The following is a 16917-nucleotide window of genomic DNA, read 5'->3' on the forward strand; positions in this document are numbered from 1 at the left end:
CCATTTCCAGGGAGGCTTTTAATTTCGGACTATTTTTTTAACATGTTAAATACTTGCTCTACATCTTTGTCTCCCCTGCCTGATAAATTGACGATAAGTATATCATCCCTTGTTAACTCTTTAGCGAGCTTCATGGCGTGAGCTAGGGCATGTGAGCTTTCGAGAGCTGGAATGATTCCCTCTGTTTTGGATAATACCTGAAAAGCCTCCAGAGCTTCTTCCCCTTTTACCGTAACATACTCCGCTCGTCCGCTATCTTTCAAAAAACTATGCTCGGGTCCCACGCTCGGATAATCCAAACCGGCGGCTATGGAAAATGTCGGTCTTGGTTCCCCTTGCTCATCCACTAACGTCAAACTTTTGAATCCGTGCAATACTGCCGGGACACCTTGCGAAACACTTGGGGCTTCAATTGGCTCTACACCAATTAAACGGACATTTTCTTCATCGAGATAATGAGCAAAAGCACCGATTGCATTACTTCCCCCTCCTGCACAAGCAATGATGGCTGTGGGCAGTTTCCCTTCCTTTTCAAGGATCTGGCGCTTCGATTCTTCACTTATGATTGATTGGAAATGCTTAACGATCGTTGGATATGGGTGTGGCCCCACTGCTGAACCAAGCAAGTAAAAAGTATTTTCATAGTTTTGCACCAAGTCATTCAATGCCTCATCAACAGCATCCTTCAATCGACCCTGTCCCTTTTCGACAGCTACGACTTTTGCCCCCAGCAATTCCATCCGAAAGACATTCAATGCCTGCCTCTCCGTATCCAGCTTACCCATATAGATCACACACTCCATGCCAAACATCGCACATGCTGTCGCAGTGGCCACACCATGCTGTCCTGCTCCTGTTTCTGCGATGATGCGTTTAGCACCCCTTCGTTTAGCGAGCAGGATTTGTCCGATCGCATTATTAATTTTATGAGCACCTGTATGATTCAGATCTTCACGCTTCAAGTATATTTTTGCCCCGCCAACCTTTTCCGTTAAATTCTTTGCAAGTGTTAACGGGTTTTCGCGTCCGACATATTCTTTCAGATAATATCGGAACTCCTCAATGAATTCAGGGTCATCCTTATATTTCAGGAATTCCGTTTCTAAAATATCCATAACTTCCTGAAGTTCACCCGGTATGAAGCTTCCACCGAACTCACCAAAGTATCCCTTGCTCTTGATCTCACTCGTCATACTCTTCTCTACTCCTTTAAAAAGGTATTTTTCTCCACTAGTATATAGTAGGCATTTATACTTTTTCAAACTATTCTGTTTATTTAACCGAAAAGAAGCGTCCCACATCAATGGGACACTCTTCTCTCTTATACTTCCAATAAATGCGAGCCGTCAAAGAAAAACAAGTAACGGCCGGTTACCTTCTTATTCATTATTCCTTCAACAGCCCTCGTATAAAGCTGAAGCTGCATCTGGTATCGATCGGCAAGAATCCCTTTAGCCCCTTCGTATCCGCTTGCAAAACGGCCGGTGATCGTATCCGTTTTATAGTCGAGAAGCACAAGACCTTGTTCATCCTCAAAGATACAATCAATCACCCCTTGTATAAGGACTTCTTCATCTCCAGCTGTCCAATCGCTGTAAGCTTCCTTTGCAGGCAGCGACATCGTAAATGGCACTTCACGGCGAATGCTTTCGGCCCTCTGCATTCTTTGGCCGATTTCACTATCGAAGAAATCGACGATCGTCTCCGGATCCACAGCTTCTTTCTGTTCCTCCGTCAATAGCTCACGTTGAATCAGATCAATGATCAGTTGCTGAATCGATTGAATGGTAATCTCTTTAGATAGATCAATATGCTGCATGACTAAATGTGTAATCGTACCCCTTTCAGCAGGAGTCAGTGACTTTTCTTGCATGAAAGTCGGCCGCTTCGTGATAGGCCGCTTAAATTTACGCAACAGCTCTGTGGAGCTTTGCTCGTCCTTGAGTTCATATTGACGTTTTAATTCAGAAACGGATTGCTTGGAACGATACACCGTCGCCTCATGCTCGGGGTACTCCCATTCCAGCTGTTCCTTGATATCATCATAAAACTCGGAAACGATGCCGACCTTCTCCGATTTCTGGACATGTTCAAGCATTTGCTCTTGAACCAGTGCCTCTTCCTCATCCAGAACAGCAAGCTCTTCACTTGGAATGACGGAAATGGACCAATTCGATGGATGCGACTCCATTTCCAGGCCAAGACCTGCAGCACCAAGAGAATCCCGATGTCGGACAAGGGATGGACCAATCCAATCAAGATAACTTTTTGCACCTGCCCGTACATAGTCCTTCAATAGCCAATCTCCATGTGCCGCATTACTTTCCCAGTTCTGCTGCGTTTTTTCTGCATCATTGATACTGGCAATCAAATAAAGCTTTTCCTTAGCCCTTGTTAGCGCCACGTAGAGGACACGCATCTCCTCGGCAATTAATTCAAGCTGCTTTTTTTTCTTAAAAGCCAATTGAGGGAGGGATGGATAAGTTATCCGTAATTCGGAATTCACATACTTTGCCGCAAAGCCATAATCTTTATCCAGTAAATAGGACTTTCGTAAATCCATCATATTGAATTGCTTGGAAAGACCGGCAATGAACACGATCGGGAACTCAAGCCCCTTTGACGAGTGAATTGTCATCAGCCGGACTACATCTTCCTGTTCCCCTAAAGCCCGAGCTGCCCCTAAATCATCTCCACGTTCTTGCATCCTTTCTATGAACCGCAAGAAACGGAACAGACCGCGGAAAGAACTTGCTTCATATTGCCTTGCCCTGTCATATAGCGCTCGTAAATTGGCCTGACGCTGTTTGCCGCCCGGCATCCCACCTGCAAAATCATAAAACTGCGTTTCGCGGTATAGGAGCCAGATCAGATCTGATAATGCCTCCTGCCTGGCAAGCTTCCGCCACTTCACTAGTTTTTTATAAAATGAAGAGGCTTTTTCATAAAGCCCCGGATGTTCTTCAGGGTCACTCTTTCTGTAAAAATCAGCTAGTGCTTCGTAATAGCTTCCTGTATGGAATAAACGCACCTTTGACATCTCTTCTTCATCCAACCCGACGATAGGTGAACGGAGAACGGAAGCCAATGGGATATCCTGTTGCGGATTATCAATCACCTTCAATAAGGAAATCATGATGGCCACTTCGGTCGCTTCAAAATATCCCGTGGATAAATTAGCATATACTGGAATTCCCTGCTTTTTAAATTCCTCCATGATTTGCGGTGCCCATGGCATCGAACGAAGAAGAATGACCATGTCCCGATAAGTAGCAGATCGGTACCTTTTGGTTTTCGTATCATATATCCGATGCTTTTCGCTTATAGCCTTTTTAATGAGCTTGGCCATCTGCCTTGCTTCGAGCTGCGCTTTTTCAAGCTCCTCGGCCTCAAATCCGCCATCATATCCTTCCATTTCCAAATGAGCTTCAGGATCGACTGCTCCATCAATTAAATGGAGTTCGATCGGGTTTGGATCGTCTTCGGGATATGGGGCACCTTTTTTCAATTGGGCATCTTCATCATAATCAATCTCACCGACTGTAATGCCCATCAACTGTTGAAACAAGAAATTGGTCCCATCAAGAACTTCCTTTCGGCTCCGGAAATTGCGGTTTAAATCAATTTTCAGTCCGGAATCAACACCGTCATGGGTAAATCGTGTGTATTTTCCAAGGAAAAGATTCGGTTCTGCAAGCCTGAACCGGTAAATGGACTGCTTGACATCGCCTACCATGAAAAGATTCCCATCATATTCTCCATCAGCCGTCACCAATTTTAAGATCGATTCCTGAACCAGGTTCGTGTCCTGGTATTCATCCACTAGTACCTCTTTGAACTGGTTCCTGTATTCGATGGCTGCCGCTGAAGGTTTTCGTTCACCATCCACGGTTTCCCCTGTCAAAATTTGAAGACAATAATGTTCCAAATCGGCGAAATCCACCAAGTTCTTTTCTGCTTTTGCAGCAAAGAATCTTTCGTCAAACCGTTTAACAAGCATTACAAGTGTATCGACATAACCCTTAAGCTCCCTTATATCCCGCAGGTAGCTTTCCGGTTTCCGGGAAAATAACTCTTCCTGTAACGACTTGATGATCTTCTTGGCCTTATCCCGGTACTTGGTAGCCTCATCAGCCACTTCCTTGATAAAATCTGCACCGGTAAGACGTTTTGCCGTCCCGAATTTCACGTTTTGGATTTCCTCATAAAGTGCATTCCAGGATTGATCCTTCACTTCCGAAAGTTTAGCAACCAGTGCAAGATCGGCTAGATAGTTCTCAGCCCTTGGAGCCGGCCCCCCAGGGATTTTAGTCAACGCGAGCGAGCGCTCCAATAAATCCCTGGCCGTGTCCAATTGTAAACCAATATCGAACTTCAGTGAATCGATAAACGAAAGATCATCAATCCCATCATCATCTGCCAGCTCATACATGCTGGCTGCACCATCAAGCCATCGGTCCGGGTTTGGATTCGATTGCGAAAAATCATGCAGCGACCGAACGATATTCTGAAGTGCATCATCATTTCGATCGCTTGTGAAAGCATCGACCAAATTAAAGAACTCATCGTTATCACTTTGGCCATACTGCTCCTCGAAAAGCTCTTCCATCACTTCATCACGGAGCAGCTGGATTTCCGTTGAATCTGCAATTCGGAAGCCCGGGTCGATATCCGTAAGATAATAATACTTCCTGATCACCTCTAGACAAAAGGAATGGAGTGTGGAAATCGAAGCACGATTAATCAAGCTCAACTGCTTACGTAAATGCTGTGAATGCGGATTATCATCGATCGCTTTTTCTAATGCCTCACTTACCCGATGGCGCATCTCGGCAGCCGAGGCATTGGTGAATGTAACCACGAGCAGTTCATCAACATCGATTGGATCTTCTTCTGAAATGACTTTTTGAATGATCCGATTGACCAGTACCGCTGTTTTCCCTGAACCCGCAGCGGCTGCAACCAGGATGTCCTGATCTTTAGCCCAGATTGCCTTCCATTGATCTTCCGTCCAAGTCACGTCTCCTGGCAGAGCAGGAATTTTCGTTTTACTCATCGCTCTCCCCCTCTCCCCTTAATAGCTCAAGAACGTCATTTTGTTTCTTCTGTGCCAAATTCCTGAATTGGTTCTCCTCCAGTGACTGGTCGAATTGGCATACAGATTTAAAGGAACAGAAGGTACACGGCGTTTTTTCCTTTAATTTGTATGGAGTAATATCCACATCACCATCGACCATTCGATCACCAGCCTCCTGATAAATACGGCGCACATGATGATTCAGAAGCGAAAACTCTTCCCTGCTGGCAACTTTGGAAGCCGCCAGGAGCGATCCGTCCTTTTTAAATCCAGCTGGAATGATATCCGATTTACCCGAATTTTCAATATCAAGCGATGTATCCATCAATTGAATGACATTTGAATGGTCCAGTACAAGTCCATTCATTTTAAAGCTTTTATAAATTTCTTCTTCAATTTTATCCAAACTGAGCATTCCCTTTGATTTGACAACGGGATTATGCACATGAAAATACAAAACTCCGGCTGGAATCGCTTCTTTTCCAATCAGCGACTTGGAATGGGTGACGACGATATCAAGGTATGTCAACATTTGCAGCGCTAGTCCATAATATACTTCACTCATGTTCAGTTCCTTTTCACTCGACTTATAATCGAGCACACGCAAATAGACACCCTCATCTTCTTCCGCTTTATCCACGCGGTCGATCCGCCCGATCAATTCCATCTTCGTACCGTTTTTCAATGTGAAAGAAAGTGGCGGCAGCTCGCCATTTTTTCCAAATCCAAGTTCTAATCCGATCGGAGCAAAACCGCTCGCCTTTGCATGTGCACTTAATACGATCGAGGCACGTCCGATCACGTGTTCGAGTTTCCTGCGTAAATAGTGATGGCGGTTCGTACTTAACAAAATCTGATTTTGGAGTTTAGGAGCAAGTCTCTCCACAGCAATTCTGGCCAGCTCCAAGCATTGTTCCGGGGTCAATGTAGACCAAGGAATATCATGTTCCTTCAAGTAATCGGAAATCATTTTCAACGCTCCATGGAACATCTCGCCTATATCCGGAGCATCCAAACGGAAAATCTGCCGTTCCCTCAACTTCAAGCCATGAGCCGCATAATGGGAAAACGGGCAGCTATTGAACATTTCCATCCTGGATACACTCGTAAGAATGCTCTCACCGTATAATTGCTTACTTGTTTCCTCAGTTAATTTCTTAGTCCTATTTTGATAAAAAAGGCTCGATAAAACCTTAGTTGCTGAAGGACCGGCCATTTCATCATCAATAATGGCATTATATACATCCCACCATAGTGAATGGATTGGATAGTTCCTTTTCTTCAGCTGCAATTGGGCAGCCAGGTACGAAAGGGCCACATCATGATTCGCTGCATATTTCACCTGTTCCTCCGCAGACAGATCGGACGGATCGTTCATATAATACACATCGGAAACGTTAGGCAATACGTCCCTTACCCGTTTCAAATAGGATGAAGGTAAAAGCGCCTTCCCTTCCTCATCGGCAAGCGGATATGATAAATAAAGGGTCTCGGCAGGCGTAGTGAATGCTTTGTATGCTGTGAACTCCTCATCCAGCAGGCGCACTTTCGAACTTGGGGCAACATCAAGTCCACCAGCCAGCAGCACATCACGATCACTATCTGAAAATATCCCGTCAGATACTGCTTTTCCCGGCAGAACCCCTTCGTTCAATCCGATAACAAAAGCTGTCTTCACATCATCCAGGCGGGATAAATCTAGATTAGCGACTAATACTTGGTCAATTGCCGGCGGTACCAGAGAATATTCAAGAGACTCCAGACCAGCTTCAATGATTACCGCAAACTGTTTCATGGAAAGCTCTTCCCCGCTCAGCAGTTCAACGAATTGGTCCAATAGGTCGACAACCGCATTCCATGTTTGCTCATGCTCTCTTGCCGATACCAAATCACCTGCTTCTTCTGCCTCCAGTTTCAGCTTTTCCAATTTTTCCGGTATATGCAATTCTTCAAGATATAGATAAAGGGCTTCACACAATTCCCTGCCATTAGCAGCCTTTTTAGCCCGTTTTGAGAGCCTCAAGATGGGCTCGGTAAATAATTGCTTCATTTCATTCAACTCTTGCTCAAGCATCATTTCCTTATCCGTTTGGTTCCGGTCCTCGAGTTCCAGACCGCGGAAGCGCCGGTAGGTCCAACGATCTTTGGACGTCCACCCGCTTCCTTTAATGCCGCGGGCCAGCACATAGTTTTCCAGCTTATCTACCTGTTCACGCATCCGGTCGTGGTTTTTTTGCAGCGGAAATAGAAGCTCCGTCTTGATTGCACGAAATACCGGTTCATAACGCCAATAGCCATTTATGATCTCCAAAGTCGAACGAATCAGTTCAATCAGAGGATGATTCAGCATCGTCCGCTTGGAATCGACGAACAAGGGAATTTGATAATCCCGAAAAACGGTTTGTAAAATATCTGCGTATGCTTCCCCGTTACGGACTAAAATCGCAATATCACGGAAACGGTGCTGTTTCTGTCTGACCAGCGACAAGATATCCCGGGCAACTCCTTCAATCTCAGCTCTGCGGTTAACTGCCTGGGCGATCGTTACATCAGGTGACTGCTCTAACGTTCGTGCAGGACGAATGGAAAAATAAGTTTCCAGATGATTCAGCCCCGGACTCTTTCGAAACCTTTCCGATCTTTTTAAGATTCGATCTTCTGAAATCGGTATGCCATTCCTCAATCCAGCCTGATATAGGTGATGATAAAGGTTTCCCGTTTGCCTGAACAATTGCAAATCATCCGGAGCATATTTCCTGTAGGGCTGATCTAAAGTCAGCGAGATCGTTACACTCCTGCACAGCTTCATCATTTCTTCAACAATCAATAATTCCTGTGGAGTCAAACTATAAAAACCATCGATATATATATCCGCATTCCTTATATATGAAGACCCTGACATTTTTTCGATCAGCAAAGTGAAATAATCTTCGGAGTCTAAATATTTATTGACCATTTCATCCTCAAAAGCCTGATAGACCAATTCAAGATCATGCAGTTTATCCTGAATGCCGCTGCCGGCCTGTGAGGTTTCAGCCAAATAGTTTTGAATGTCATCAGGTTGGATGCAATACTGCTTGAACTCAGCCAGCATCAGCTCCATTTGTGCAATGAACCCCTGCTTATCAGCAGATCGACTGAACATCTTTAACTCTTCCTTTTTATCATCCATGATCTTCCGTATCAGCATATTAACGCCAACACTATCCAGATGCAGCCGGCTCATCCCTCCGGTTTCCTGAAGAACGCGCCAAGCAAGCCTGCTAAAACTGAAAACCTGTGTCCGGATCATTCCGGCAAGGCCTGGTGTTTTAATTAATTTATATTCAGATAGAAACGTCATCTGATCAGGAACGAGGTAGATAATTGGATTTCCTTCGGGATCTTCTGCCAATTTAGAGCGGATTTCGTCCAATATATTCGAAGTTTTCCCTGTACCCGATCTTCCCAGTAAAAAACGGAGTGACATCTCTTTTTCCCCCTTACAACATAATATCTAGACCCATCATACCAGAAATACTTTCGTCTTTATGACTAGGTTTCTGTTTCCAATTAGATTTACTTTCTATTATTTTACCGTTTCCCTAAAAAAAACACCAATCGTACGTTCGCGTTTTCCCCAAAAGAAAAAGCCCGCATCATACCGGGCTTCCACGATCACTCACCTGTAAACTTAAAATTGAACTCATTGACCGGCCAATATCGAACATCCACTTTACCGACAACATTTTCTACCGGTATATAACCAAAGTGACGGCTGTCAGCACTTTCAAGACGATTATCACCCATGACAAAAAGCTTGCCCTCCGGAACTTTGGTCATATCCGTCAATTCTTTTAATGTAAAATCACCTGTAAAATCCTGTCCTGGGAAACCTTCCTTGAATTTCTCAAGATAAGGCTCATCCACTTTCTCACCATTTACGTAAAGCCAATCATCTTTATAACGAATACGGTCACCTGCAACCCCTATAACCCGCTTAACATAATCTTCTTGTGAATTCGCATGAAAAACAATAATGTCAAAACGGTTGATATCATGAATCTGGTAATTGATTTTATTCACGACAAGTTTATTCCCATCTTCAAGGGTCGGCTGCATCGACTTTCCTTCAACATCATAGCTTGAAAAGAGAAATGTACGGATTAAGATGTAAATAACAAAAGCTATCATCGCTGGTTTTATCCAATCGGATAAAGAATTCTTGTTTGTTTTTTCCATCTAGTTCAACCCCTACTGCATTTATATATTAATTTATTGCCCTTCTTCTCTCTTCATGCTTTTATTTAACCGGACTTCCAGTCTTTTCCCCACATACCATAGGATAAAGATGACGATTCCGATAATGATCGTTCGCACAGGTTTATGAATCAATGATACTAAATCGTAACCTACGAAACTGATCGTAAAAATCATCACCGCCTTCCCTCCAACTACCGCAAGTCCATATTGCAGGGTACTGACTTTCGATAGTCCTGCCACGATATTAACGACAGCCGAAGGTGTAAAAGGGAAGCAGAGCAATATGAACAAAGGACCGAATCCATGGCTCTCAACCCAAACCATCAACCTCTGCACCTGTTTATGCCTTTGCAAAAATCGGAAAAACCTCATTTGACCATATCTTCTAATAATCCAAAAGATCAAAAAAGAACCCGCTACCGCACCAATCCAAGAAAATAAAAACCCCCACCAGAGACCAAATGCCGTTGCATTGGCAAGCACGAACACCACTAAGGGCAAAAAAGGCAAAAAAGCTTCCAGCATCGGCAGTAAGATCCCGGGAATTGGACCGAATGAGCGATATTGCTGAATAAGTGCCGATATATGATCAAGTGTAAACCACTCACGTATAGTATCCAAATCCATAATTATCTCCCTCGACATGCTGCCATCAAAGCAGCATAAACTTATTATAAACCGTTTATTTTAGATATATCACTTTCCCCCGAAATTGCAAGAATTATTATCCATATATCTTCATACTTTCCCTATCTCCGGAAAACATAATCTTGTTAACGAATATTTCTAGATTTATCAAAACTGCTTGCATAACCACTGAAAATACATTAGGATAAAAACGGAACAAACGTTCTTATTTTTGCAGGATATACATATTAGTATTAAAAACGCGCTATTTAGAAAGGGGCGGTCATGATGACCCGCATTCCAGAAGGTGACCGCAATATGATTGAAAAAGCCATCTACCTCCCTATGGTTATTACAATCTTAAACCGGGATCTCAAGGTCATCGAAATTAGTCCGTTTAAATTAAAAAGGCCCTATTCGGAGCTGGTCGAACATACTTTAAAAGTGGTTCAAGACGAACTTGCCGAGGTACGGCGCTATTTGCGCAAAGAGAATATTAAAGTTAGTGAAATCAAACGCGATGAATCCTTCACGATGTATTGTTTTTTATATAAAGGATACGAGGAACATCATAATTATTTCAATCCCCGCCTTCGCAACAAAACCGAAGACTTGTTATGTCATTACTTTTTAGAAAAAAAAACCTCAAGGGATTAACGGGTTAAAAGGGAGCCTTCCGGAAGGATACAAATTCCCTTGGATGTAAAAAGGTTGACCATAAAAAAGCATCGCATCTTTCCTGACATAAAGGTAAGGGAGTCTTTCATGATCAAGATCGATTAGACTCGCTTACCTCCATTCCCCCTGTTTGAGTATTCCATAACATCATAATTTAATTGGCTAGTTCAAACCAAGGCATAACCTATGTAATTCAGTGCATACTGAATATCCTTTTAACATTTAAGTTTTAAGTCTCTTAAATGAAAGTTAATTACATGCTCCATGACAAAGGTTGGAGTGGCACCCGTTATGATCGACTCATCTTATTGGAGAGAAGGATAGGAAAACAGCCAGCTTCGACAAATCGATGTAAAAGTAACCAATATCATGATCCGCCGCAGAATGTAACACGTATCCCATGATTTTCCCTGATCGATTGCCGTCAACCATTCCCTGCATCGAAAGAATGGAAATTCCTTTAGGACGATGGGCCGCTTAAAAAGCCCATGCTATCCTTTTTTGGATCAAACTCTCGCATGTCGGATGAAACGTCTGCCATAGTTTTCAGATTAAAATACCTTTTATATTTAACTGCGTTACTTCAAGTTCCCTTGAGCATCCTTCATTAAAAGTTTGCTGTATGCATAGCATCGCCTTTGTTCTAGGTGATTAAACGGCAGAATGTCGAAACTGCATCCTTCTGGTATATTATCCTCTTCCCTATTAAAGGAACCGAGGACTGCAATAGCCGCTTCTCCACTTCTTGTTACACAAGCCGTTTACACAATTACTGCATACTGAATTAAGACAACAGTTTCGACGAAAATGTCCTTAACGTTTATAAGGTCTGGCCCGTTTGTTCATTATTAAGCGACATTTAATTTCCATTCATATATTATAACTATACGTCTAAACTATCATTTTAGTGTCAGTACAACCTTATTGAGAAAGATGTTAATTGCATATCCATGCATAGTATTATCTACTAATAACAACCTCTTTATATTAAATGTATAAAGCAAAAAGAACTTCCAGAAAAACAAAACCATTTGTGAAACACTGAACAAAAGATACATCATCGGTGTTTATTATATTATGTACTAAGGAGTCAAACATAAGGAAACTTTTACTCATCCCTAATGATCCATGCAATGTTTTATTTGCATGGTTTAATTTGTAGCCAAAAGGGTTTCTATCTAAATTTTAAAACAAAGTTGGTTGGAACGAAAGGTGCGGAGGCTCACGGACCGACCGCGGAAAGCGAGTGCCTGAGGGGGTATCAACGTTTAAATTGAACAAATCCTAAAAAATAGTAAACAATCTCTTTAACAAATATTTTGTTGGTAATCCTAACTTTCTCCGGGAGTCTGCTCCTTTAATATATGCCAACTTCACACTCTTTTCTGAAAGAAATAGATTTTTTATTGATTCTTTAAATCAAGAAATTAATCATAAATACCCACGATCATTTTCTCTACCCATAGATTCAGACGACATCATCCTTTTTTTACTACAAATAAAAACCGTGTCCATATTCCCATTTTTCCGGTTACACATGGTAAATTATTAACTGGAGGGGAAAAATGAAGAAAATAAATATTCTACTGGTGGCTGTTCTTGTTTTGTCTTTATTCACTGGACTTAAAACAACTGAGGCAGCCTCAAGTGTAAAGGTACATTTCATCAACGTTGGACAAGGAGATTCAATCCTGATACAAACCGGTAATGAAAACGTTTTAATCGATGGCGGCGGTAAAGGAAAGGGTGACGAGGTTGTTGCCTACCTAAAAAAACAAAAGGTAAAAACACTTACTGCATTAGTCTCCACTCACCCAGATGCGGATCATGTTGGCGGTCTTGCACATGTGATCAAATCGCTTAGTGTAAAATCTGTGTATGCCCCAAAAGTTTCACATACTACCCAGGCATACAAAGACTTTTTAACGGCTGTCAAGAAGAAGAAGCTTACAATAAAAAAAGCGAAGACGGGCGTGGAAATCAACACTAAAGCAAAGGATAATTCCCTTAAATTCATTGCACCTGTTAAAGACTATGCTAAGTCTGACTTAAATAATTGGAGTGCTGTCCTGTTGCTTAAACACGGCAAAAAAACATTCTTGTTTACAGGTGATGCCGAAGAAAAAGCAGAGAAGGATATGCTGGCTAAAAAACTGGTTCCAAGTGTGGATGTACTTAAGGTAGCCCATCATGGTGCAAAAACATCGACAAGTTCAGCTTTCATTAACAAAACAAAACCGAAATATGCTGTAATCAGTGTAGGGACAAATGGCTATGGGCACCCTACTTCCACTGTTATAAAACGGTTGAATTCAGTGAAAGCCAAAACTTATCTCACAGATAAATCAGGTAACATTATTTTTACTTCTACAGGTCAGAAAATTACTGTAAAGACGGTGAAATAATTGGTACAAGGAATTATTGATCGCTTCGAAGGAAAGATCGCTGTCGTCGAAATCGATGGTGGTGACATGAAGGATTTTCCTAAAAGTGCTCTTCCCAAGGGAGCAAAAGTAGGAGATATGCTGATTATCGATGGTGATACCATCACCATTTCCAAAGAAGGAACTGAAAGATTAAGAAAAGAAATTGACGATTTAATGGATGAATTATTTGAAGATTGATTCCAGGGCCCTTCTTTAATAAGAAGGGCTGCTTTAAATTTGAATATTCCCGTTTGCATTCTACTCTGATTTTTTCCCCTGCCCCCCTCTTATCGCGGTATATACTTTGAGATTACCTCTGAAGCCTTGACTCCATTAGCATCAGTGAACAGATAAAAAGATTTCCTCTTTGTTTCCTCAATCCTCTGGATCAATTTCGTTTTTAAAAATGAGGTCCGATGCAGCTGGTTTTCGAAAGAGCTGCATGACACAGCTATATCGATGGTTTGTCTATTCCTGAATGTGATGGTTGTATGTTTGGAATCCAGGCGATCATAGGATACCACATGCTCATGTGATAACCAGATGCATTGAGGACGTAACGGAGATGTAGTTGGAAAGAAGAATATCGAACTGGTCGGGTCAATCGCGATCGGTGCTTTATGTGTGATGTTTATGAGCTGTTTCGTGCCTTGCTTGCGTCCTTCATAACTTGATCCGAAGAACTCGCAGCTTTTCTTTATGATTTCCATAGGTTTAAACGGGGAGATGAACTCGTCCTCGATTTCAACGATACGGGCATATATTTTACTGCCGTAATTAATTGGAGCAACCATTAGTGTATGTGGCGTGATTTCATATTCCTCGATGATTCCCTGATTGTGTTCCTTCATTTTTAATCCACCTCTTCCTCATTGCTAAACATCGCTATCACTTTCCAAATGTTATATTCTTAATTGCTTGTACCCTTCAATTCCTGTCCAAGAAGAGTGAAGGGAGATAGTAAATGTATGTTAAATTACTCACTATAATAGCATAACCCTTAAACATAAAAAGTAAGTTCACAAAAAATTTAAAATTCTTTTATATAGTGGCTTTTTCGTCATCCAAACGACACATTCTCTATCATAATTTAAATTTTTTAAATTTTCAGTTGATTTTATCCGCTCAAATCCATATAATAATAAAAAGGGTCAGGGGTGGTAACTTTGAAAAATGAAAAATCTTATTCAGAGTCAGTGAAGTCCTTATCAATGAGCGAAATGAAAAACGATGCCGTGGTTCAGGAAATGTTAATTGATATGATTATTCAGGAAGCCGTCCTTACTACCAAAAAGCATATCCTTGCAAAACAGATCGATGAAGCCTTGGATATGAAAAACAAACCTTTATTCTTAAAACTAAGTTCTGAAATGAACGTTTTACTAAAACAATTTGGAAATTAACATTCATGATCAAAAAAAGCCTCCCGCAATGTCGGGAGGCTTTTCTCATTATCATCACTCTTTATGAAACATACCCATGACCTCGGCAGTTTCGGTTATATTAACAAAAGCATTCGGATCCACTTCTTTTATCATTGTTTTTACATCCGTTAACTGATAACGTGTAATGACTGTCATCATTACTTTGCTCTTTTCTCCTGAATATGCACCTTCACCATCCATGACGGTAATTCCACGATATAGGTTGGTCAGGAGCTTCGTTTTCATTTCGTCACTCTTTTTGGTAACGATCATCAATGTTAATTTAATGTGATTGGAATGGATCGTATCGATCACCTTTCCTGCTGCATAAATGGAAATCAGTGTATATAATGCGGCATCCCAACCGAAGATGAAGCCTGAGATTACCACCACAACTGCATTCATCACCGAAAGCAATGTACCAAGCGGAAAGTCGCTCTTCTTAGCCAATAGCATGGCAATGATATCAAAGCCGCCCGAAGACCCCGAAGCGCGAAAGACGATGCCTATACCAATTCCCGATATGATTCCGCCAAATAAAGAAGACAAAATCGGTTCAGTGGAAATTCCGTGAACTGGAATGAGGTATAAACTGATGGAAATCACGACAACTGATAATATCGTATAGGTGATAAAGCGTCTCCCTAATTTCAGGTACCCAAGAATCAGCAATGGCAGGTTCATCAGAAAATTCAATATCCCTGTGTTGACTGGGGTGATGATTCCGAACATGATCGCAAGTCCACTAAGTCCGCTGCTTAAAATTAAATGTGGTATCAAAAATAAGTTGTAGGCTACTGCCACAAGCACTGAGCCTACAGTGATGAAAAGTACATTATACATATCCGATCTCCTTAAAACGAACAGTGAATTTAATTTATTATAGTAGAGAACCTAAGATTTTTAAAAATAATAGTTTTTTCTGAAAACGACTACAAACCTCCACTTTCCGAAGAAAAAAAGCCAGCTGGTTTTCAGCTGGCTTTCACTCACCCTTTGTATCTGCATTTTCAACCGTTGAAATCCGTTCGAGCATGGTCGGATGGGAATACCGCAGCCATTTAACCAGGAATGGAGGGTTGACCTGGCTCAAACCCGACCTCGTGAGTTCCTGGAAAGTCGTGATGGCTGATTCTTTGTCCCCGGTCATTTCAATGGCATAACGGTCAGCCCTTGTTTCTTGATATCTGGAAACATAATTGGACAGCGGACTCGAAGCAAAGAGCAGCACGGACGTTATCAAGAGAAATAACGGAAGAGATGATATGCTGTCAACCGAACGGACCTTTAACTGACGGCCCCAGCGACCAATGATAAAATTCATGATTTTCGATGTCAGCCACAAACCGATTAACGTCAGTCCTAAATACCCTGCAATCCCTATATAAATGTGCTTTTCCACATAATGGGCCATTTCATGTGCCATGATAAAAAGGATTTCATCTTCCTTCAGTTTGTTCAGGGTCGTATCCCAAAGAACTATTCTTGAGTTGGAACCTATGCCGGTCACATATGCATTCAAGGCATTTGTCTTTTCCGCCATATTTACTTCATACACATGTTCAGCCGGGATCTCAGCCTGTGAGGCTAGTGCCAATATTTCCGTTTCCAGCTCTTTATTTTTGAGAGGATAGAATTCATTGTACAGCGGATCAATCAATACAGGCTGAACGAACATCAGGAACAAGGAAAAAGGAATGGACAACATCCAGGCATAGAGCCACCACTTCTTCACACTTTTCTTCATTAACCAATATAAAACGGAAACGATGATGAACATCATCCCAAAATTCACCCAGAATTCGATGACTCCATCCTTCATCCATGAGGTGAAACTTTGTGTACTTATGTGGTAACTCTTGCTCATCCGATATCCAATGAAACTGATTGGAAATAGTGCCAGGTATGAAATAACGGAAAGCCAGAATAAGTAAATGCCCGTTCTGATCGTTTTCCGTCTCGAGACTGCCATTGACGATTTTTCAAATGCCTTAGAAAAACCGAATAATAATATGAAGAAATACAGAAGCCATTCATATGGCGTCGATACGAAAAAAATAAAATTCCGCAGTCCTGAATACTCTTCACTAAGCTTTAGTTCCCTTGCATTCAGGAATGTTGCAGGATCTGCTGCCGTTCCACGCAAAGCTTCGGGAATGGTCGTATCCGCTCCATAAAAAATATACCAATACATCGCTGCTGCATAAAGGATATATAATATAATCGCTCTTCCAGCCCATTTTCTAACCATGATGCCCCTCCTTAAAACGAATCTCCCTCTTAATAGTTTAATCCAAAATGGACAGGTTAGAACCGGATTTCCCTTATTATTCATTCCTTACAATTCCCATCATTCTGTTAATTTTTCATTCTTCATTATCAACCTTTAGATTTCACAGTATACTCCATCAGCAAAACATGCACTTCCGGGATGGGAGGCGAA

Annotated in this window: 12 protein-coding genes; 4 read left to right on the forward strand and 8 right to left on the reverse strand. The window is 41.8% G+C overall.

Annotated elements, in window-relative coordinates; genetic code table 11:
• Positions 1-29 precede the first annotated feature (29 nt).
• The 5 genes from trpB to J7I96_RS03880 form a co-directional block, all read right to left on the reverse strand.
• Positions 30-1193: a tryptophan synthase subunit beta gene (trpB, locus tag J7I96_RS03860; protein WP_096339842.1), complete on the reverse strand. Its 1164-nt coding sequence runs from the start codon at positions 1191-1193 to the stop codon at positions 30-32.
• A gap of 128 nt (positions 1194-1321) precedes the next feature.
• A complete protein-coding gene (gene addA / locus J7I96_RS03865) occupies positions 1322-5056 on the reverse strand; it encodes a helicase-exonuclease AddAB subunit AddA (RefSeq protein WP_214925531.1) in 3735 nt (1244 codons plus the stop codon).
• Positions 5049-8546, reverse strand: coding sequence for a helicase-exonuclease AddAB subunit AddB (gene addB, locus J7I96_RS03870; protein WP_214769336.1), 3498 nt, complete (start codon positions 8544-8546; stop codon positions 5049-5051). Before addB ends, addA begins: the two co-directional genes overlap by 8 nt.
• Before the next feature lie 188 nt (positions 8547-8734).
• Positions 8735-9298: a signal peptidase I gene (gene lepB / locus J7I96_RS03875; protein ID WP_214769339.1), complete on the reverse strand. Its 564-nt coding sequence runs from the start codon at positions 9296-9298 to the stop codon at positions 8735-8737.
• Positions 9299-9331: 33 nt separating this feature from the next.
• Positions 9332-9946: a TVP38/TMEM64 family protein gene (locus J7I96_RS03880; protein ID WP_214769342.1), complete on the reverse strand. Its 615-nt coding sequence runs from the start codon at positions 9944-9946 to the stop codon at positions 9332-9334.
• A 288-nt stretch (positions 9947-10234) separates the two neighbouring features.
• On the opposite strand from J7I96_RS03880, the gene J7I96_RS03885 reads away from it, so the two are divergent.
• The 3 genes from J7I96_RS03885 to J7I96_RS03895 all read left to right on the forward strand — a co-directional run bounded on the left by J7I96_RS03885 (position 10235) and on the right by J7I96_RS03895 (position 13248).
• Positions 10235-10603: a YhjD family protein gene (locus J7I96_RS03885; protein WP_214769344.1), complete on the forward strand. Its 369-nt coding sequence runs from the start codon at positions 10235-10237 to the stop codon at positions 10601-10603.
• 1586 nt (positions 10604-12189) lie between these two features.
• Positions 12190-13029 carry a ComEC/Rec2 family competence protein gene (locus J7I96_RS03890; RefSeq protein WP_214925528.1) on the forward strand — a complete coding sequence of 280 codons (840 nt, stop codon included), beginning with the start codon at positions 12190-12192 and terminating at the stop codon, positions 13027-13029.
• Positions 13030-13248 (forward strand): DUF3006 domain-containing protein, encoded by a 219-nt coding sequence (locus tag J7I96_RS03895; RefSeq protein WP_053534096.1) that lies wholly within the window; start codon positions 13030-13032, stop codon positions 13246-13248.
• 89 nt (positions 13249-13337) lie between these two features.
• Here the strand turns inward: J7I96_RS03895 and J7I96_RS03900 are convergent, their stop codons facing one another.
• Complete coding sequence (locus tag J7I96_RS03900; protein WP_214769348.1) at positions 13338-13901, reverse strand: competence protein ComK; 564 nt, start codon at positions 13899-13901, stop codon at positions 13338-13340.
• 315 nt (positions 13902-14216) lie between these two features.
• Here J7I96_RS03900 and J7I96_RS03905 point away from each other — a divergent pair, with 315 nt between their 5' ends.
• Positions 14217-14453, forward strand: coding sequence for an IDEAL domain-containing protein (locus J7I96_RS03905; protein ID WP_214769350.1), 237 nt, complete (start codon positions 14217-14219; stop codon positions 14451-14453).
• A gap of 54 nt (positions 14454-14507) precedes the next feature.
• On the opposite strand, the gene J7I96_RS03910 is transcribed toward J7I96_RS03905, so the two are convergent.
• On the reverse strand, positions 14508-15317 hold the full coding sequence (locus J7I96_RS03910) for a YitT family protein (RefSeq protein WP_048677994.1): 810 nt from the start codon (positions 15315-15317) through the stop codon (positions 14508-14510).
• A gap of 142 nt (positions 15318-15459) precedes the next feature.
• The gene (locus J7I96_RS03915; protein ID WP_214769352.1) at positions 15460-16725 is read right to left on the reverse strand and encodes a M48 family metallopeptidase; all 1266 of its coding nucleotides are present in this window, start codon (positions 16723-16725) and stop codon (positions 15460-15462) included.
• Between the last annotated feature and the right edge of the window lie 192 nt (positions 16726-16917).

Origin of the sequence: Bacillus sp. ISL-78 (genome assembly GCF_018613455.1) — a bacterium.
Classification (GTDB): domain Bacteria; phylum Bacillota; class Bacilli; order Bacillales; family DSM-1321; genus Peribacillus; species Peribacillus frigoritolerans.